Annotated in this window: 13 protein-coding genes; 2 read left to right on the forward strand and 11 right to left on the reverse strand. The window is 69.2% G+C overall.

Annotated features, from left to right (window positions below):
• Positions 1-90: 90 nt before the first annotated feature.
• Entirely contained in the window at positions 91-1,584 is a 1,494-nt protein-coding gene (locus ABLE88_RS10425) for a diguanylate cyclase domain-containing protein (RefSeq protein ID WP_348831499.1), read from the forward strand.
• Positions 1,585-1,593: 9 nt separating this feature from the next.
• Here ABLE88_RS10425 and ABLE88_RS10430 read toward each other — a convergent pair whose 3' ends face one another.
• The 9 genes from ABLE88_RS10430 to ABLE88_RS10470 all read right to left on the reverse strand — a co-directional run bounded on the left by ABLE88_RS10430 (position 1,594) and on the right by ABLE88_RS10470 (position 11,598).
• The gene (locus ABLE88_RS10430; RefSeq protein ID WP_348831500.1) at positions 1,594-3,357 is read right to left on the reverse strand and encodes an AIPR family protein; all 1,764 of its coding nucleotides are present in this window, start codon (positions 3,355-3,357) and stop codon (positions 1,594-1,596) included.
• Between the two features lie 94 nt (positions 3,358-3,451).
• Positions 3,452-4,777, reverse strand: a complete 1,326-nt coding sequence (locus ABLE88_RS10435; RefSeq protein WP_348831501.1) for a TRAP transporter large permease — start codon at positions 4,775-4,777, stop codon at positions 3,452-3,454.
• 4 nt (positions 4,778-4,781) lie between these two features.
• Complete coding sequence (locus ABLE88_RS10440) at positions 4,782-5,318, reverse strand: TRAP transporter small permease subunit (RefSeq protein WP_348831502.1); 537 nt, start codon at positions 5,316-5,318, stop codon at positions 4,782-4,784.
• Between the two features lie 4 nt (positions 5,319-5,322).
• Positions 5,323-6,405 (reverse strand): TRAP transporter substrate-binding protein, encoded by a 1,083-nt coding sequence (locus tag ABLE88_RS10445; protein ID WP_348831503.1) that lies wholly within the window; start codon positions 6,403-6,405, stop codon positions 5,323-5,325.
• 184 nt (positions 6,406-6,589) lie between these two features.
• A complete protein-coding gene (locus ABLE88_RS10450) occupies positions 6,590-7,690 on the reverse strand; it encodes a class I SAM-dependent methyltransferase (RefSeq protein WP_348831504.1) in 1,101 nt (366 codons plus the stop codon).
• Between the two features lie 32 nt (positions 7,691-7,722).
• On the reverse strand, positions 7,723-8,826 hold the full coding sequence (locus ABLE88_RS10455; protein WP_348831505.1) for a hypothetical protein: 1,104 nt from the start codon (positions 8,824-8,826) through the stop codon (positions 7,723-7,725).
• Positions 8,827-9,060: 234 nt separating this feature from the next.
• Positions 9,061-9,990, reverse strand: a complete 930-nt coding sequence (locus tag ABLE88_RS10460) for a histone deacetylase family protein (RefSeq protein ID WP_348831506.1) — start codon at positions 9,988-9,990, stop codon at positions 9,061-9,063.
• 139 nt (positions 9,991-10,129) lie between these two features.
• Entirely contained in the window at positions 10,130-10,588 is a 459-nt protein-coding gene (locus ABLE88_RS10465) for a GNAT family acetyltransferase (RefSeq protein ID WP_348831507.1), read from the reverse strand.
• Complete coding sequence (locus ABLE88_RS10470; RefSeq protein ID WP_348831508.1) at positions 10,585-11,598, reverse strand: L-threonylcarbamoyladenylate synthase; 1,014 nt, start codon at positions 11,596-11,598, stop codon at positions 10,585-10,587. Before ABLE88_RS10470 ends, ABLE88_RS10465 begins: the two co-directional genes overlap by 4 nt.
• 208 nt (positions 11,599-11,806) lie before the next feature.
• On the opposite strand from ABLE88_RS10470, the gene ABLE88_RS10475 reads away from it, so the two are divergent.
• Positions 11,807-13,603: an acyl-CoA dehydrogenase family protein gene (locus ABLE88_RS10475; RefSeq protein WP_348831509.1), complete on the forward strand. Its 1,797-nt coding sequence runs from the start codon at positions 11,807-11,809 to the stop codon at positions 13,601-13,603.
• Positions 13,604-13,637: 34 nt separating this feature from the next.
• Here the strand turns inward: ABLE88_RS10475 and ABLE88_RS10480 are convergent, their stop codons facing one another.
• Both ABLE88_RS10480 and ABLE88_RS10485 read right to left on the reverse strand, forming a co-directional pair.
• Positions 13,638-14,594: a hypothetical protein gene (locus ABLE88_RS10480; RefSeq protein ID WP_348831510.1), complete on the reverse strand. Its 957-nt coding sequence runs from the start codon at positions 14,592-14,594 to the stop codon at positions 13,638-13,640.
• On the reverse strand, positions 14,578-15,513 hold the full coding sequence (locus tag ABLE88_RS10485) for an MBL fold metallo-hydrolase (protein ID WP_348831512.1): 936 nt from the start codon (positions 15,511-15,513) through the stop codon (positions 14,578-14,580). Before ABLE88_RS10485 ends, ABLE88_RS10480 begins: the two co-directional genes overlap by 17 nt.
• Between the last annotated feature and the right edge of the window lie 611 nt (positions 15,514-16,124).

The following is a 16,124-nucleotide window of genomic DNA, read 5'->3' on the forward strand; positions in this document are numbered from 1 at the left end:
TTTTGTGGCGCCGGAGCGGGGCGGTTTCCCGATGCGCATCGGGGCGCCTTGACGTAAGGTTTTTCGCCGGGAGGCGCCAGGACGAGGCGGATGACGAAGGAGACCTGGACGAAGGGCGGGGCCGGAAGCGGCGAAGATGCGGGGTCCGCCGGGGTGCCGTTCGACGCCACCCTCGCCGCCTTCACCCGCCTCGCCTCGGCCGCCTTTCCCGGGCGCACGGTGGAGGTGTGGCTCACCGATGCGGCGCGCGCGCGCATCGGCCGCTCGGGGCCGTCCGATCCGAGGGCGCAGGCGCTGCTCGGCCGGGCCGGGGCCTTCTCCGGCGTGTTCGAGATCGCCGACGCGGCGCAGGATCCCACCATCGCCGCGGCCGGGCCGCCGCCGCCGGGCGTCATCGCGGCGGCGCCGCTGAAGGCGGGCGCGGGCGTGGTGGTGATGTGGGGCGGGACGCAGGCGCTCACGCCGGCCGAGCGCGCGCTCATGAAGGACGTGGCGCACCTGGTCTCGGCCCATCTCGACGCGCTCGCCGAGGAGCGCGAGGCGAGCGAGCAGCGCGATCTCTACAGCCTGATCGCCGAGCACAACACCGACACGCTGGTGCGCGGCAACCTGGACGGCGTGCGCCTCTACGTCTCCCCCTCGGTGCACGATATGCTGGGCTACACGCCGCAGGAGATGGTGGGCGCGCGCGCGGTGGATCTGGTGCATCCGGACGACCTGGCCCACTTCCGCCGGCTGATGACCGATGTGAAGGCCGGCCGCATCGACCATGCGCGCACCGAGCAGCGCCAGCGCCGCAAGGACGGCTCCTATGTGTGGATCGAGGCGTTCCTCAAGCTCACGCACGACAAGGAGACCGGCGCGCCGAACGGCTACGTGGCCTCGGTGCGGGATATCTCCCAGCGCAAGGCGGCGGAGGACGAGCTGGCGTTCGCCGCCTCGCACGATCCGCTCACCGGGCTGCCGAACCGGGTGCTGGCGGAGGCGCAGCTGAAGGCCGCCCTGGGGCGCTGGGCGCGCGGGGGCACGGGGCTGGCCGTGCTGATGCTGGACCTCGACCGCTTCAAGGCGGTGAACGACACGCTCGGCCACGCCGCCGGCGACCAGGTGCTGCGCGCGGCGGGGGAGCGCTTTTGCGCCGAGCTGCGCGCGGGCGACCTGGTGGCGCGCATGGGGGGCGACGAGTTCCTGGTGGTGCTGGAGCATCCCGCGGGCGCGGCGGAGGCGCCGCCGGGCGGGCCGGCCGGCCGGGATGCGTGTGCGGATGCGGGCGATGGCGCGGGGCAGGGGGCCGCCATCGGCGCGGACGCCCGGAGCGCCGTGAAGGCCGCCGCCTGCGGCCTGTCCGATCGCCTCATCGCCGGCATGGCGAAGCCGGTGGAGACGGCGGGGCGGCAGGTGAGCGTCGGCCTGTCCATCGGCATCGCCTTGCCCGGCGAGGGCCGCGACACCCCCGAAGCCCTGCTCCAGGCCGCCGACATGGCGCTCTATGCGGCCAAGGCGGGGGGCGGAATGCGTGGCGGGTGGGGTGAGGGGGGGAGTGCCAGTTCTGCCGAATTAAAGAATCTGAGGTCTCTGTCATAAAATTTCGACCTAACTAATTACAATTGAATTTTTTATAACGTCAAAATATGTAGCGTATGGCGCACGTACACTTGCTACAAACTGAGAAAAGGCTTTCGTGGTTTCAGTAATTGTCTCTTGGTTTTTTAACCCATCGCTGAAAGCTTTTTCAAGTTGGCTGTGCAGCCCCGAAAGTGCTTCTACAGTTGGGGTCCAAATGGCGACAGCCTTTTCGGGCGATACGGTCTTGCCAAAACTAAGTAAAAATCTATTCGGAATCACACGATCTGTAATTGTCTCTAGGCACTCCCCTATCGCGGCAGCCAATAGAAAAACAGATCCTCGTTTGCGATAGAATGCGAACTTAGCGGTTTCAGCGTTGCTCATAATATTTCCAGAACCCTCTTTCAGTCGCAAACTATTTTTCTCATTTTCAATAGATTTCAATAGGCTGTATGAAAAAACAATATGAGTAGCGGTAAGTTGTTCATTAAAGTAACGACTATATAAAACATCTCGTGACCAAATAGCTGATTTTTCATTATATGACACTGTTGGTGCGCCGTGAATTGCGGCCAGTGCCTGACCTACTGAGTAGGAGGGGAGCAGTTTTGGTCGTCTCTTTATTGCTGCTGAAACTCCCCCGCGGCGGCCGCCGTCATATTCGGCTTCAGGAATTTGGCCCATTTCCTGAACTAGGCGCCGTTGAGTTGGGTCAGTGCTACGAAAGTCAGAAGCAGTAACGGCGTTTTGGCTATTATTGTATCGAACAACATCAGCTATAAGATCTTCGCTGGAAGTTGAAATAAAACGAGCAAGAACGAATGCATTATCTGGCGGAGGTTCGTTTGATGTGCCAATAGTGCCTGTTGTCTGAGCGCCATTTACAATTGAAATTCCACGAAGCTTTACAATTATTTCAGAATTTTCTGTGGTTTCATGGTCAATCTTATGAGTCAAAATTGTTAGTCCATTGTTGTATACAAAGAAATTTTTTGGCTTTTCTTTTAATGATTTTTGCATTTGATAGTTTATATTTGAATCTCCAGCTTTAACGCCAAGAAAATCCCGGACGTTAGCGGAAAACAAATTCGTTTTATGTTTTTTATATAGATCATGAAGAAGTTTTAAGCTAAGCGGAACAACCAGACAATTCCAATCATTTTCCTGAAATGAAAGTTGAGATGTTGTTTTAAACTCAATATGCTCATCTACCAAAATCGGCGTATTTGTATCTGTGTATAGCTTTTCTAGAACTTCAGACGATATTTCTTCAGAAAACGCTGGAATGTTGCGGTCGCCATATCTTGATGTTAATGCAGAATGAACTGACTCGGCGACTGCTTTCATTTCGGATTTTACATTTTTTGAGCCTGGGCAATTGTGAACAAACCAGAGATATAAAAAATCAATGTCGCCATCTTTAATAGCCCCACGCAGAGCTAGCGCGCTTGCTTTTAGTCGTTCCGGAATGCTGTTTGCATCAACCTCGAGTAAATATGAAACGGCCTGTCTAAGCGTTGCTGCTTTGCCATCTTGTGCGGAAGACTTCGGCGTTTTTGCAACATATGATTGACAAATTATCGCAATTCTCTGTTCTCTGTCGATGTATAAAATATCACAACCTTTGTCGTCTGGCCCATCAACTACGGCATCGGCGCCGATGGTCTGCAAATCATCGTATCCAAATTTAAGCGCCATCGCAAAAAGGGCTAATCCGGCACTTCCAAATGGAGAGAGGTCTTCTCTTTCTCGGTAAGCGCTAATCCACGTTGTGTTGTTGTTGCGAGCCAATGAGGCCTCCCCAGGACGGCATGATAATTGGTAGCACACGTTATAAAGAGGGGTAAAGCTCTGCATTACACGCTGGAGTCCCCCTCCCCCCCCCTCACCACCCAATCGCCGCCGGCAGCCACGTCGCCAGCGCCGGGAACAGGAACACCAGCACCGTCGCCGCCACCTGCAAGGCGATGAAGGGCACCACGCCGCGATAGATGTCCCCCGTCTTCACCTCCGGCGGCGCCACGCCGCGCAGGAAGAACAGGGCCCAGCCGAAGGGCGGGGTGAGGAAGCTGGTCTGCAGCATCACGCACACCAGCATGCCGATCCACACCAGATCCACGTTCTGCGCCTGGAAGATGGGCAAAAACAGCGGCACGGCGATGTAGCAGATCTCGATCCACTCGATGAAGAAGCCGAGCAGGAACACGATTCCCAGCATGAACCAGATCTCGGCCGCCTGACCGCCTGGCAGCAAATCGAAGGCGTCCTGCACCAGCCGCTCGCCGCCCAGCCCCCGGAAGGCGATGGCGAACACCTGCGCGCAGATCAGGATGAACATCATCTGCGCCGTGATCTTCGCCGTGTCGGTCATGGTGGCCCACAAGGTCGCCCAGGAGAGCCGGCGCCCCAGCGCCGTCACCAGGATCGCGCCCAGCGCCCCCATGGAGGCGGCCTCCGTGGGCGCGGCGACGCCGGCGATGATGGAGCCGAGCACCGCCAGCACCAGGCCGAACGGCGGCAGCGCCACCCGCAGCATCTTGCCCATCAGCTCGGCCCGGCCCATGGCGGCGCGCTCGGCGATCGACACCGGCGGCACCATGTGGGGCGCGAAGATGCCGAGCGCCAGGATATAGAGGCAGAACAGCCCCGCCACGATGAGCCCCGGGATCACCGCCGCGGCGAACAGCGTGCCGACGCTCTCGTTCATGATGTCGGCGAGCAGGATCAGCACCAGGGAAGGCGGGATGATCTGGCCGAGCGTGCCGGAGGCGCAGATCGCCCCGCAGGCGAGCCCCTTGTCGTAGCCGCGCTTGAGCAGCGCCGGCAGCGTGAGGAGGCCGAGCGTCACCACCGTGGCGCCGACGATGCCGGTGGTCGCCCCCATGATCACGCCCACCAGGATGATGCCCACCCCGATGCCGCCCCTAAGCCCGCCGGCGAGGTGGCTCACCACCTCCATGAGGTCCTCGGCGAGGCGGGATTTCTCCAGCATCACCCCCATGAACACGAACAGCGGAATGGCGAGCAGCGTGTAGTTGGTGACGACGCCGTAGATGCGCGCCGGCACCAGGTTGAACAAAAGCGGCCCGAAGCCGAGCCAGCCGAAGACGAAGCCGGACACCGCCAGGGTCAGCGCCACCGGCAGGCCGGCCATCAGCAGGCCGAAGAAGCCGACCAGCATGCCGATCGCCAGCCACTCGTTCACGCTCATCGTGTCACCGGGGAAAGAGGCGCTGCCAGGCGCGGATGGCGTCGGCGAGCGATTGCAGGAAGAACAGCGCGAAGCCGAGCGGGATGAAGGCTTTCAGCAGAAAGCGCATCTCGATGCCGCCGGGATTGGCCGAGCCCTCCGCCATGCTCACCGACTGCATCACGTAAGGGATCGACAGGCGGAAGATGATCGCCGCCACCGCCATGGAGACGAAGGCGGTGAGAACGTCGGTCACCGCCTTGGCGCGGGGCGAATAATGGGCATAGAGCACGTCGACGCGCACATGCTCGCCGTGGCGCAGCGCATAGGCCGCGCCCAGCATGCAGATCGGCACCAGAAGGTGCCATTCCAGCTCCTGCGCCCAGATCGAGCCGGTGGAGAAGAGGTAGCGCAGGAACACGTTGGTGGCCATCACCAGGACCAGCGCCAGGCAGGTCCAGGCCGAGAGCGCGCCCACCTTGTCCACCAGCGTCTCGATGGCCGCGGCGACGCGCCCCCCAAGCGAGGGCGCGCCGCCGGCGTCGGCGGTCGGGGTGGTCACGGGATCAGCCGAGGATCTTGTTGTAGTAGACGCCCTCGGAGAGCTCGGCCCAGCTCTTGTAGGTGCCGAGGAAGGCGAAGTAGCTGTCGGCCACCTTCTTGGCGATCGGGTCGGCCGCCACCGCCGCGTCCAGCACCTTGGCGGTGCCGGCGCGCAGGTCCTTCACCACCGCGTCGGGCAGCGGCTGGGCGATGACGCCCTGGTTCTTCACGAGGTCGGCCATGGCCTCGCCATTGGCCTTCTGGCACCAGGCTTCCGAGATCACGTTGCAGGCGGCGCAGGCATTCTCGACGATCGCCTTCAGGTCGTCGGGCAGCTTGGCCCAGGCGGCCTTGTTGACGATCACCTCGGAGACGGTGGCGGGCTCGTGCCAGCCGGTGGTGTAATAGTATTTCGCCACCTTCTGCAGGCCCAATTGGCGGTCGAGATAGGGGCCGACGAACTCGGCCGCGTCGATCACGCCGCGCTCCAGCGCCGGGAAGATCTCGCCGCCGGGCAGAAGCCGCACGTCGACGCCGAACTCCTTGTAGACGCGGCCGGCGAGGCCCGGGATGCGCATCTTCAGGCCGTTGAGGTCGGCGGTCTTCTCGATCGGCTTCTTGAACCAGCCGGTCATCTGCACGCCGGTATTGCCGGCCACCAGCGGCACCAGGTTGAACTTGTCGTAGACCTCCTTGTAGAGGCCCATGCCGCCGCCCTCATAGAGCCAGCCATTGACGCCCTGGAAGTTGAGGCCGAACGGCACCGCGGTGAAGAACTGCGCGGCGAAGCTCTTGCCGGTCCAGAAATAGGCGTTGGCGTAGTTCATCTCCACCGTGCCGGCGGAGACCGCGTCGAAGCCCTCCAGCGCCGGGATCAGCTCGCCCGCGCCGAAGAACTGGATCTTGAGCCGCCCGCCCGACATGGCCTCGATGCGCTTGCACAGGTCGCTCGCGCTGCCCGGACCCACCGAATAGAAGGCGGCCTTCGGCCCATAAGCGGAGGTCATCTTCCAGGTGAAGGTGGTCTGGGCGCGCAGCACCGCGGGGGCGGCGACGGTTCCGGCGGCGGCGGTGAGGGCAAGCTTCGAGAAGTCGCGGCGGCGCATGGGAGACCTCGTGCGTCGGGGAGGGATGCGGCCCCCTTCGCAACGACCATGCCAATTGCATGCACTTTGTGGATGCAGCCTGGCGCCCGGCCCGCCGGCGCCGCCCGGCGGCGTGCTTCTGCCTCCCTAGGGGGCATATGGCGCCAAGGCGGGCAGAAACGCGCCCGCTCACGGGGGCGTGAGATCAGTCCCTGACCAAAGTCATCTCCGCCAGCGGGATCACGGTCGGGCCCGGCGCCTGGGCGAGGCGCGCCGCGGCCTCGGCCTCCAGCGCGTCCATGAAGCGGGCGGCGCGGGCGGGGTCGGCGCCGAGTTCCCCGGCGAGGGTGGGGAACACCGAGGCGCGGGAGAAGGCGGCCCATTTGGCGCCGAACGCCCGCGCGTCGCCGTCGGCCGCGAAGTCGGCGAACACGCGGTCCGCGCCGTGGAACACGTCGAGCGCCTCCAGCCTCAGGCCCGCGAAGGGGCCGCCCGCGAACGGCGCGGCGAACTCGGCGCGGGTGCGCCCATAGGTGGGGATCGCCATGCGGTGGAGTTCGGCGGCGGTAATCTCGCCGCGCGCCTGCATCGCCGCGAGGGCGGCATAGAGCGTCTCAACCTGCGCCCCATAGCCGAAGTCGCCGCGGTCGTCGGTGGCCATGGCCAGCACCACGAGCCTGCCGCCTCGGGCGAGCTCGCGCCCGCGCGCCGAAAGGAAGGCGCGCCAATCGGCGTCGGCCTGCGCGGCGAAGGCGGCGCGGGCGCCGGCATCGCGGCTGAAGGCCACCTGCACCTGGTCGGGGATCGGGCCGGGCACCCGGCTCAGCCACTGCACGGCCCAGGAGCTCCAGCCCAGATGCACGCCGGCATCGGGCAGGATCTGGCCGAAGAAGGAGCGCCCCACCGCGGACGGGAAGACGCGCCGGTCGTCCCGCAGATAGCTGCCCGGGTCGCTGTCCAGGGTCTCGAACAGAGCGGAGAAGTCGTTGCCGGGCAGGTCGGTGTGGATCACCGACACGGCGCGCTCGGGGCCGGCGCGCCGGCGCAGCTCGGCCAGAGCGGCGCCCACGGGGCCGAGCGAGTTGCGGCCCTGGGAGGCGCCGTAATCGGCGATCACGAGCGGCGCCGGCGCGGCGGGAAGCGGCACGGCGCGCGCCGCCTCCACCAGCAGCCCGAGCGCCGGGGCGAGCGAGGCGCCCTGCACGCGCGAGCCGCGATTATAGGCGCCGTGCCCCTCCATGGGCGCCGGCCGGTCGCCCCCCGCGGCGGCGCTTCCCGCAAGCGCGCTGGCGCGTTCGTCCGGCATGTGGCATCCCCGTCCTCGCTGCGTCCGCGGCCTCAGCGCCGCGCCGGCCGGAAGCCGATCATCCCGGCATCCGCGTCGTAGAGATAGTCATAGCCGTTGAGAAGCCGGACCGTGGTGTTGATGAAGGGGGGGCGCCGCCCTTCGCCCACCAGGATCACCCGCTCCGGCGCGAGCGGGTTGGCCACGTCGCCGACCACGAAGCGGTAGGAGGGGGCACGCGCGCCCTCGGGCGGCACCACCGCCACCTCCACCCCATCGGCGAGGATCGGCTCGCCGCGCGAGTTCATGTGTTCCATGTCCGTGGTCTGGGTGGCGGGCACCGACAGATACATGGAGGTGACCCCGGTATCCACCAGCAAGGTTCCGCAGGCGGGCGGACGCCGCGCCACCGAGATGCAGGCCTGCGGTGGCGCCCAGTCGTCGCGGGCGGGGTCGCTCTCCAGCCTGACGGTGGAGAAGGGGGCGGTGTCCTGGGGGGCAACGCCCACCTGCACCTGCTGGCGGGTGAGGATGTAGCCGCGCCGCAGCGCGCTCGGCTGGCCGGGCCGCCCCATCTCCGGCAGGTTGAGGAAGGGATTCTTGTCCGGCGTGCCGGCGCGCTGGCGGTCGCCCTCGCGGGCGAAGCCGACCCCGAGCATGGCGATGCCGCGCGGCCGCTCCCGGGGCTCGCAATTGCGCGCCGAGGCGAGGCAGTCGACGCTGTCCACCGCCAGCACCGGGATCGGCCGGGTGGTGATGGTGGCGCCGTTCTTGCCGATCACCGTGACCGCGGAGAGCACATAGCGCCCCTGCATGATGCGCCCGGAACTCGTATAGGTGAGCCGGCCGGGTCCGAGCACGGGCAGGTCGTCGATGTTGAGGATCGAGGTCGCCGACACCACGACGCCGGTCGAGCCGGTGTCGAGCACCGCCCGGTGGACCTCGCCGCTCCCCACGGCGAGCCCGAGCGTGGGCGGGCGCAGCAGGGGATCGGCGCCGGCCGGCGCGTTGAAGAAGGTGAGGGAGACGCCGCGCCCCGCGCGTTCCCCGTCCGCGCCGGCGGGGAGCGGACAGGCGGCGAACACGAGCGCGCAGCAGAGGGGACCAAAGGAGCGGAAGCCGAGGATGGCGCGCCATGCGCCTTCGTTGGACTTCATGGATGACCTACCCCTTAGGACGCAGCATCGTTTCGCGTGCCGCATGGTTCGACATCAGCATTCCGGGCGGCGGACGGCAAGGCATTCCCGCGACCGGGACGGGGCGCGGCGGCGGATTCCGCCGCCGCCGGGCGTGGTTACCTCCTCTCCGGCCCCGCGGCGCGGCGGAGCGGCGGCCCGGCGTCCCGTCCTCCCGCCCGCGCAGGCGCAGGGGCGCGGCGTGACGTTCCCGCGTCACCCCCGCATCAGCGCGGTGACGTGCGCCGCGGCGGAGGTGGCGAGGCCTTCGAGGTCGTAGCCGCCCTCCAGCAGGGAGACCACGCGGCCCTCGCACTTCTTGTCGGCGATCTCCATCAGCCGCTTGGTGATCCAGCCGAAGTCGGTGTCCACCAGGCGCAGGGAGGCGAGCGGGTCGCGCACATGGGCGTCGAAGCCGGCCGAGATCAAAATCAGCCCCGGCGCAAAGCTCTCCACCCGCGGCAGGATGCGGCTCTCCATCGCCTCCTTGAACTTGTCGCCGCCGTCCCCGGAGGCCAGCGGCGCATTGACGATGGTGCCGGCGGCGCCGACGTCGCTCACCTCGCCGGTGCCGGGATAGAGCGGCATCTGGTGGGTGGAGCAATAGAGCACGCTGTCGTCGGCCCAGAAGATCTCCTGGGTGCCGTTGCCGTGGTGCACGTCGAAATCGATGATCGCCACCCGGTCGATGCCGAACTTCGCCTGCGCGTGGCGCGCGGCGATGGCCACCTGGTTGAGCAGGCAGAAGCCCATGGGCCGGCGCGTCTCGCAATGGTGGCCCGGCGGGCGCATGGCGACGAAGGCGTTGGAGACCTTGCCCTCCATCACCTCGTCCACGGCGAAGCAGGCGCCGCCCACGGCGCGCAGCACCGCCTCCCAGGTGCCGGGCGACATCAGGGTGTCGGAATCGATCCGCACCAGCCCCTCCTTGGGGGAGGCCTCGCCCATGGCGTCGACGAAGTCCTCGGGGTGGACGCGGATGATGTCCGCGCGCGCGCCGCGCGGGGCGAGGTCGCGCACCAGATTGGCGAACTTCTCCTGCTCGAAGATGCGGTCGAGCGCGCGCAGCCGGTCCGCCCGCTCGGGGTGGCCGGGCGGGGTGGCGTGGGCGAGGCCGGACGGATGGGTGACGAGCAGGGTCGACATGATGGAAGGCGTTTCCTCGGCTGGTTTCTTGCGGCGCGTACAGCTTCGCCTTGAATACCATATTCCACCCGGCGGGGTACCGGTTTGAGCCGGCTCAATCCCCTCCCGGCCCCGCAGGTCCGGCCATGGACGCGCCCGCTCAGGTGCCGTCGAGGCGGCGGGAGAAGACGATGCGCTCCTCCTCCAGATAGCCGAGCGCGGCGTAGAAGGCGCGCACCCCGGCATTGTCCGGGCGCACCATGAGCATCAGCTTGGGCACGGCGCGGCCCTTCAGCCAGTCCTCCGCCGCCCGCGCCAAAGCGCGGCCGATGCCCTTGCCCTGGAGCGCGGGCTCCACCGCGAGGTAATAGAGCCAGCCGCGATGGCCGTCGTGGCCCACCATCACCGAGCCGGCGATCTCGGCGCCGCGCCGCGCCACCAGGATGGTGGAGTGCGGCCCGCGCCGGGCGAGGGCGATGTCGGCGAAGGGATCGTTCCAGGGCCGGGTGAGGCCGGTCCGCGTCCACAAGGCGACGAGGGCGGCGGCGTCGCCGTCGCCCGCATGGTCGATGGCAAGGGCGCCGGCCTCGGTCGAGACGGCGATGGTGTGGGCGGTCATTGGGGGGTCTCCTCGGGGCCGGGGCGCGGGGCGGCCGCCCGCGCGAGGCGGTCGGCGATGGCCTCGCCGAGGTCGTGGCGGGGCAAGGGAACGACGGCGATGGCGCCGGCGCCGGTGGCGTCCAGCGCGCGCAGGGCGCCGTAGAGGCGGGCGGCGGCTTCCGCCAGATCGCCGGACGGGCTGAGGTCGATGACCGCCTGCGCCGCCTCGGCGCCGGGCAGGCGGGCGCCGGCGAAGGTGAGCAGCGCCTCGCCGGGGGCGAGCGCTTCGGCGTCGAGCCGCACCCGGGCGCGCGGCGCATAATGGGAGGCGAGCCGGCCGGGGGCGGCGGGGCGCGCGGCATCCTGCGCCCCGGCGAGCGCAAGCGGATGGCCCAGAACCGCCTCGATGGCGGCGCGCGGCACGCCGCCAGGGCGCAGCAGGCGCAGGTGCGGGCCGGCGGCGTCGACGATGGTGGATTCGACCCCGACCTCGGTCGGGCCGCCGTCGAGGATCGCGTCGATCCGGCCCGAAAGGTCGGCGGCGACGTGCGGCGCCTCGGTGGGCGAGACCCGGCCCGAGCGGTTGGCGCTCGGCGCCACCACCGCGCCGCCGAACGCCGCCAGCAAAGCGAGGGCCACGGGATGGGACGGCACCCGCAGAGCGACCGTGGCGAGCCCGGCGCGGGCGAGCTCGCACACCGCCTCGCCGCCGGCGAACGGCACCACCAGCGTCAGCGGCCCCGGCCAGAAGCGCGCCGCGAGCCGCGCCGCCGCGTCCGGGAAAGCGCCGATCGAAAACGCCTGCGCCGGCGTGGCGGTATGGGCGATCAGCGGGTTGAAGGCCGGCCGGCCCTTGGCGGCATAGAGGTCCGCCACCGCCCGCGGATTCGCCGCGTCGGCGCCGAGGCCGTAGACGGTCTCGGTCGGAAAGGCGACCAGCCGGCCGGCCGCGAGCAGCGCCGCGGCGCGCGCGAGCGCCGCGGGGTCGGCGGCGGACAGTCGGAGGGTCTCGCGGGGCGGGATGTCCATGGGGGCCGGCGCGCGCGGCGCATCACGAAGGGAACCGGAGCGGAGGGCCGCAGACCAAGGGATGGCCTGCTCTTCCGATCAGCCCCTTGACGAAAGGGGGCCGGCGACCCGAATTGGTGCGCCGGCTCCGCCTCTAGTGAGCGCGCCGCGCCGGGTCAAGCCGCAACGCGCCGCATGGCGGCGCGGACGATGCACCGTGGAGAGATCGATGGCCTATCGCGCCCCCGTGGAGGACGTGTCCTTCTTCCTGAAGACCTGCACCTCCCTGCCCCGGCTCATGGAGGAGGGGGTGGTCGATCTCGCGTTCGACCTCGTGGACAGCGTGCTGGAGGAGGCGGGCAAGTTCGCCGCCTCCGAGATCGCGCCGCTCGACCGGGTGGCCGACACGCAAGGCTGCGCGCTCAAGGACGGGGTGGTCACCACGCCGACCGGCTGGCGCGCCGCCTATGAGGCCTGGGCAGGCGCGGGGTGGACCTCGGTCGCCGCCGAGGAGCGGTTCGGCGGCCAGCATCTGCCGGTGGCGCTCACCTCGGCGCTCACCGAATTCTGGAATTCCGCCTGCCCGTCCTTCGGCATTTGCGGCGTGCTCACCATGGGCGCGGTGGAGGCGCTCAGCGCCCACGGTTCGCCGGCGCTGCAGGATACCTATCTGCCGAAGCTGGTGGCCGGCACCTGGACCGGCACCATGAACCTCACCGAGCCGCAGGCGGGCTCCGACCTCTCGGCCCTGCGCGCCCGCGCCGAGCCCCAGGGCGACGGCACCTACCGCATCTTCGGCACCAAGATCTTCATCACCTATGGCGAGCACGACGTCGCCGAGAACATCATCCATCTGGTGCTGGCGCGGCTGCCCGGCGCGCCCGCCGGCACGCGCGGCATCTCGCTGTTCCTGGTGCCGAAATTCCTCGTCAATGCGGATGGCAGCCTGGGCGCGCGCAACGACGTCGCCGCAACCGGCATCGAGCACAAGCTCGGCCTGCACGGCTCGCCCACCTGCACCATGACCTTCGGCGACAAGGGTGAGGGCGCGGTCGGCTGGCTGGTCGGCGAGGAGAACCGCGGCCTCAATTGCATGTTCACCATGATGAACAACGCCCGCCTCGCGGTGGGCGTGCAGGGCGTCGCCATCGCCGAGCGCGCCACCCAGCGCGCCATCGCCTACGCGCAGGAGCGCCGCCAGGGCAAGGCGGCCTCCTACCAGGGCGAGGGCATGGCGCCGATCATCGCCCATCCGGACGTCAAGCGCATGCTGCTCACCATGCGCGCCGAGACGCTGGCGGCGCGCGCGCTCTGCCTGATGACCGCCGACGCCCTCGACCGTTCCCACCGCCTGGCCGACCCCTCCGCCCGCGCCGCCGCGCTCGCCGAGGCGAGCCTGCTCACGCCGGTGGCGAAGGCGTTCTCCACCGACATCGGCATCGAGGTCGCCTCCATCGGCGTCCAGGTGCATGGCGGCATGGGCTATATCGAGGAGACCGGGGCGGCCCAGCACCTGCGCGACGCGCGCATCTTCGCCATCTATGAGGGCACCAACGGCATCCAGGCGGTGGACCTCGTCACCCGTAAGATTGGCCAGGGTGGCGGCGACGTGGTGGAGGCGCTGATCGCCGACTATCGCCAGATCGCCGCGGACGTGGTGGCGCTGAACGCGCTCGAGTTCGGCCATATGGGCGTGCGGCTCGGCGAGGCGGTGGACGCCTTCGCCGCCGCCACCCGCCGGATGCTGGACTGGCTGGGCGAGGACCAGGCCAAGGCGCTCGCCGGCGCGACCCCCTATCTGCGCCTGTTCGCCCGCGCGGCGGGCGGGGCCTATCTGGCCAAGGCGGCGCTGGCGGCGCACCGGGCGCGCAGCGCAGGCGAGAGCGATCCGGCGCTTGCCGCCCGCATCGCGCTGGCGCGCTTCTTCGCCGAGAACCTCGCCACCGAGGCCCGCGGCCTCGCCGAGGCGGTCACCGGCGGCGCCGGCGGGGTGCTGGAGGCGGAGGCGGTGTTCGCCATCGCCTGAGGCGGGCTTAAAGACGTGAACGCGTCGGCCTGTCCTAGGGCCCCGCGAAGCGGTCGAGCACCATGTCGGGGGCGCTGGTGTTGTGGGCCGACGGCACGACCCGTCCCGCCCACAGGGCGGTGACGTCGGCGGCGCCGGAAAAGGTGGTCACCTTTGCCTCGCGCCAGCCCGTGCCGGCGCCGGTGCGCCAGGCGAGGCGGGCGACGTCGGCATTGGCCTCGGTGACGTACATGGAGCGCAGCGCGGCGAAGGCGCCGGCGCGCGGCCGGTCGAACGCCGCCTCCAGCACCAGGCGCGCCTCCGAAAGCTCGGTCATGGCGAGCCGCGCGCTGCCGCCCGCCGCGAAGGCGAGGGTGAACGCCTTCGCGGCCGGATCGAAGGCGATCTCTTTCAGGTTCACCACCGGCCGCCCGGCGTCCTCCACCGGCCCCAGCAGGAAGGACGTGCCGTAGGCCACCGCCCGCAGATGGGCCGGCGGCAGCGGCCGGGCGCGCCAGTAGCCGTCGGGGGGATAGACCACCAGCACCTCCTCGGCGCGCTCCTTGTGCCAGACCCAGAGCTGGACCAGATGCAGCCCCTGGAAGGTGCGCCCGCCCACCCGGACCGGGGTCGCGGCGGCGCGCCAGAAGGCGGGGAAGGTGAAGCCCACCAGCCACAGCTCCGGCGTCTCGTAGAGCGTCACGCGGCGCGGGCCGGCGAGCGGCGCGGCGGCGGGCACCGCCGGGTCCTTCGTCATGTCGCAGGCGGTGAAGTCGGGCGCCGTGCTGTCGATGGCGAGCGTGCCCACATAGGCCGGATGGCGCGCCTCGATCCTGAGGCCGCTGACCGCCGGGGCGGAGAGAACGAGGGAGACGTTGTCGGTCTCGGCGCAGGCGGTGGGCGTGGTGCCGTTCGCCACCGCGACGCCGATCGGCCCGGCGCGCGCCGGGCCGGCGAGGACGGCGAGGAGCGCCAGCGCCGCGGCGCCGCGCCCCTCAGGTCGCGAACGCATAGCCCGGTCCGCTCGGCACGAGCAGGCCCCGCACCCCCATGTGCGAGCCCATGACCGGGATCTTGTCCGCGCTCACCATGTCGAGCAGGCGCAGCCGGGTCTCGCGCGCCTGCGCCTGGTCGACGTCGAACAGCAGCGACCATCCGGGGTTGGGAAGCTGGAGCGCGGTCGCGTGCAGCACGTCGGTCCACATGAGGATGCGCTCCGGCCCGTCCTCGATCAGCACCCCCATATGGCCGGGCGTGTGGCCGGGAAAGGGCATGGCGAGCACCCCCGGCGCCAGCGCGGCGACGCCCTGGAGCGGCTCGATCCGCGCCCGGTAGGCGGCGACGACGTCGCGGGCGATCTTGAAGAACGGCTTCATGTCCTGCGGCGCGCGGGAAAGCGCCCCGTCGTCGGTCCAGAAGGCGATCTCCTTCTGCTGGATCGCGATCCGCGCCCTGGGAAACCGCGCCGAGCCGTCGGGCGCGAGCAGCCCGCCGGCATGGTCGCCGTGCAGATGGGTGAGATAGACCGTCTCCACCTTGGCCGGGTCGATGCCGGTGCCCGCCATGGCGTCGAAGGCGCGGCCAAAATCGGCGCCGAACGCCGGGCCGCAACCGCAATCGATCAGCGCGAGCTTGCCGCCCCGCTCCAGCGCGAAGGCGTTGACCGGGATCGGCACCGGGCCTTTGGCGGGCAGGCCGGCGCCGCCGAGCAGCGCCAGGCCCGCCGGGCTCTCGGCGGCGGGGATCACCGCCAGCGGCAGCGGAAAGGTGCCGTCGAACAGCGGCGTCACCGTGAAGGCTCCGACACGGAAGGCCGCAGTGCCCAGCGGTGCGGCGGCCGGACGCGGGTGCGAATCGGCCAGAGCGGCACCGGGGGCGAGCGCAGCGGCGGCGCTCGCGGCGATGAAGGCGCGGCGGGAGAGGGCGGACATCATCTGCTCCTGAGACGAGGCGCGCGAGGGGGCGCGGACCATATCAGGCGCACCGATCGCGGCCATTCTCGGGCGGCGCCGGCGGCGCGCGGTGGGATCGCCCGCTGCGCGGGAGTCCTGCGCTGGGCCCCGGCGCGGCGCTCCGGCTGCCGCCGTCGCTGGGCCGGGGAACGGCGCCGGCGCTGCCGGCGCGTCGCGGACTGCGGCCGCACACCAAGATTGCAAAGCGTCGTGGAAGGGCACCGCCCTCGCGCCCCGGCCGACGGGAACGGCGCGCGGCGCCGTGGGCGGAGAGCCGGGGCCCAGCGCAAGACTGCGCCGCAGGCGGGCTTTATCCGCCGCAGGCGGCGCATTGCCCGCGGCGCGGGAGTCCCGCGCTGGGCCCCGGCGCGGCGCTCCGGCCGCGCCGTTGCTGGGCCGGGGAACGGCGCCGGCTGCGCCGCCGCGAGGTTGGAGAACAGGGGCGCCGGCTGCGCCATCGCTTGGCGGGGGCTGCGCCGGCGCGTCGCGAGCGGCGGCCCCCACCAAGATTTAAAAGTGGATCGGCCATCCCGCCCTGGCAATCTTGAGCGCTCTTCCCATATGTAGGGTTAAGCTGCCCTAAGGTCATG

The sequence above is a fragment of the Xanthobacter luteus genome (assembly GCF_040049235.1).
Taxonomy (GTDB): domain Bacteria; phylum Pseudomonadota; class Alphaproteobacteria; order Rhizobiales; family Xanthobacteraceae; genus Xanthobacter.

Bases quoted from the DNA above. Each gene is read 5' to 3' on its own strand.
- ABLE88_RS10425 (WP_348831499.1), top strand. From the start codon at position 91: ATGACGAAGGAGACCTGGACGAAGGGCGGGGCCGGAAGCGGCGAAGAT.
- ABLE88_RS10435 (WP_348831501.1), bottom strand. From the start codon at position 4,777: ATGAGCGTGAACGAGTGGCTGGCGATCGGCATGCTGGTCGGCTTCTTC.
- ABLE88_RS10445 (WP_348831503.1), bottom strand. From the start codon at position 6,405: ATGCGCCGCCGCGACTTCTCGAAGCTTGCCCTCACCGCCGCCGCCGGA.
- ABLE88_RS10450 (WP_348831504.1), bottom strand. From the start codon at position 7,690: ATGCCGGACGAACGCGCCAGCGCGCTTGCGGGAAGCGCCGCCGCGGGG.
- ABLE88_RS10455 (WP_348831505.1), bottom strand. From the start codon at position 8,826: ATGAAGTCCAACGAAGGCGCATGGCGCGCCATCCTCGGCTTCCGCTCC.
- ABLE88_RS10460 (WP_348831506.1), bottom strand. From the start codon at position 9,990: ATGTCGACCCTGCTCGTCACCCATCCGTCCGGCCTCGCCCACGCCACC.
- ABLE88_RS10465 (WP_348831507.1), bottom strand. From the start codon at position 10,588: ATGACCGCCCACACCATCGCCGTCTCGACCGAGGCCGGCGCCCTTGCC.
- ABLE88_RS10470 (WP_348831508.1), bottom strand. From the start codon at position 11,598: ATGGACATCCCGCCCCGCGAGACCCTCCGACTGTCCGCCGCCGACCCC.
- ABLE88_RS10475 (WP_348831509.1), top strand. From the start codon at position 11,807: ATGGCCTATCGCGCCCCCGTGGAGGACGTGTCCTTCTTCCTGAAGACC.
- ABLE88_RS10480 (WP_348831510.1), bottom strand. From the start codon at position 14,594: ATGCGTTCGCGACCTGAGGGGCGCGGCGCCGCGGCGCTGGCGCTCCTC.
- ABLE88_RS10485 (WP_348831512.1), bottom strand. From the start codon at position 15,513: ATGTCCGCCCTCTCCCGCCGCGCCTTCATCGCCGCGAGCGCCGCCGCT.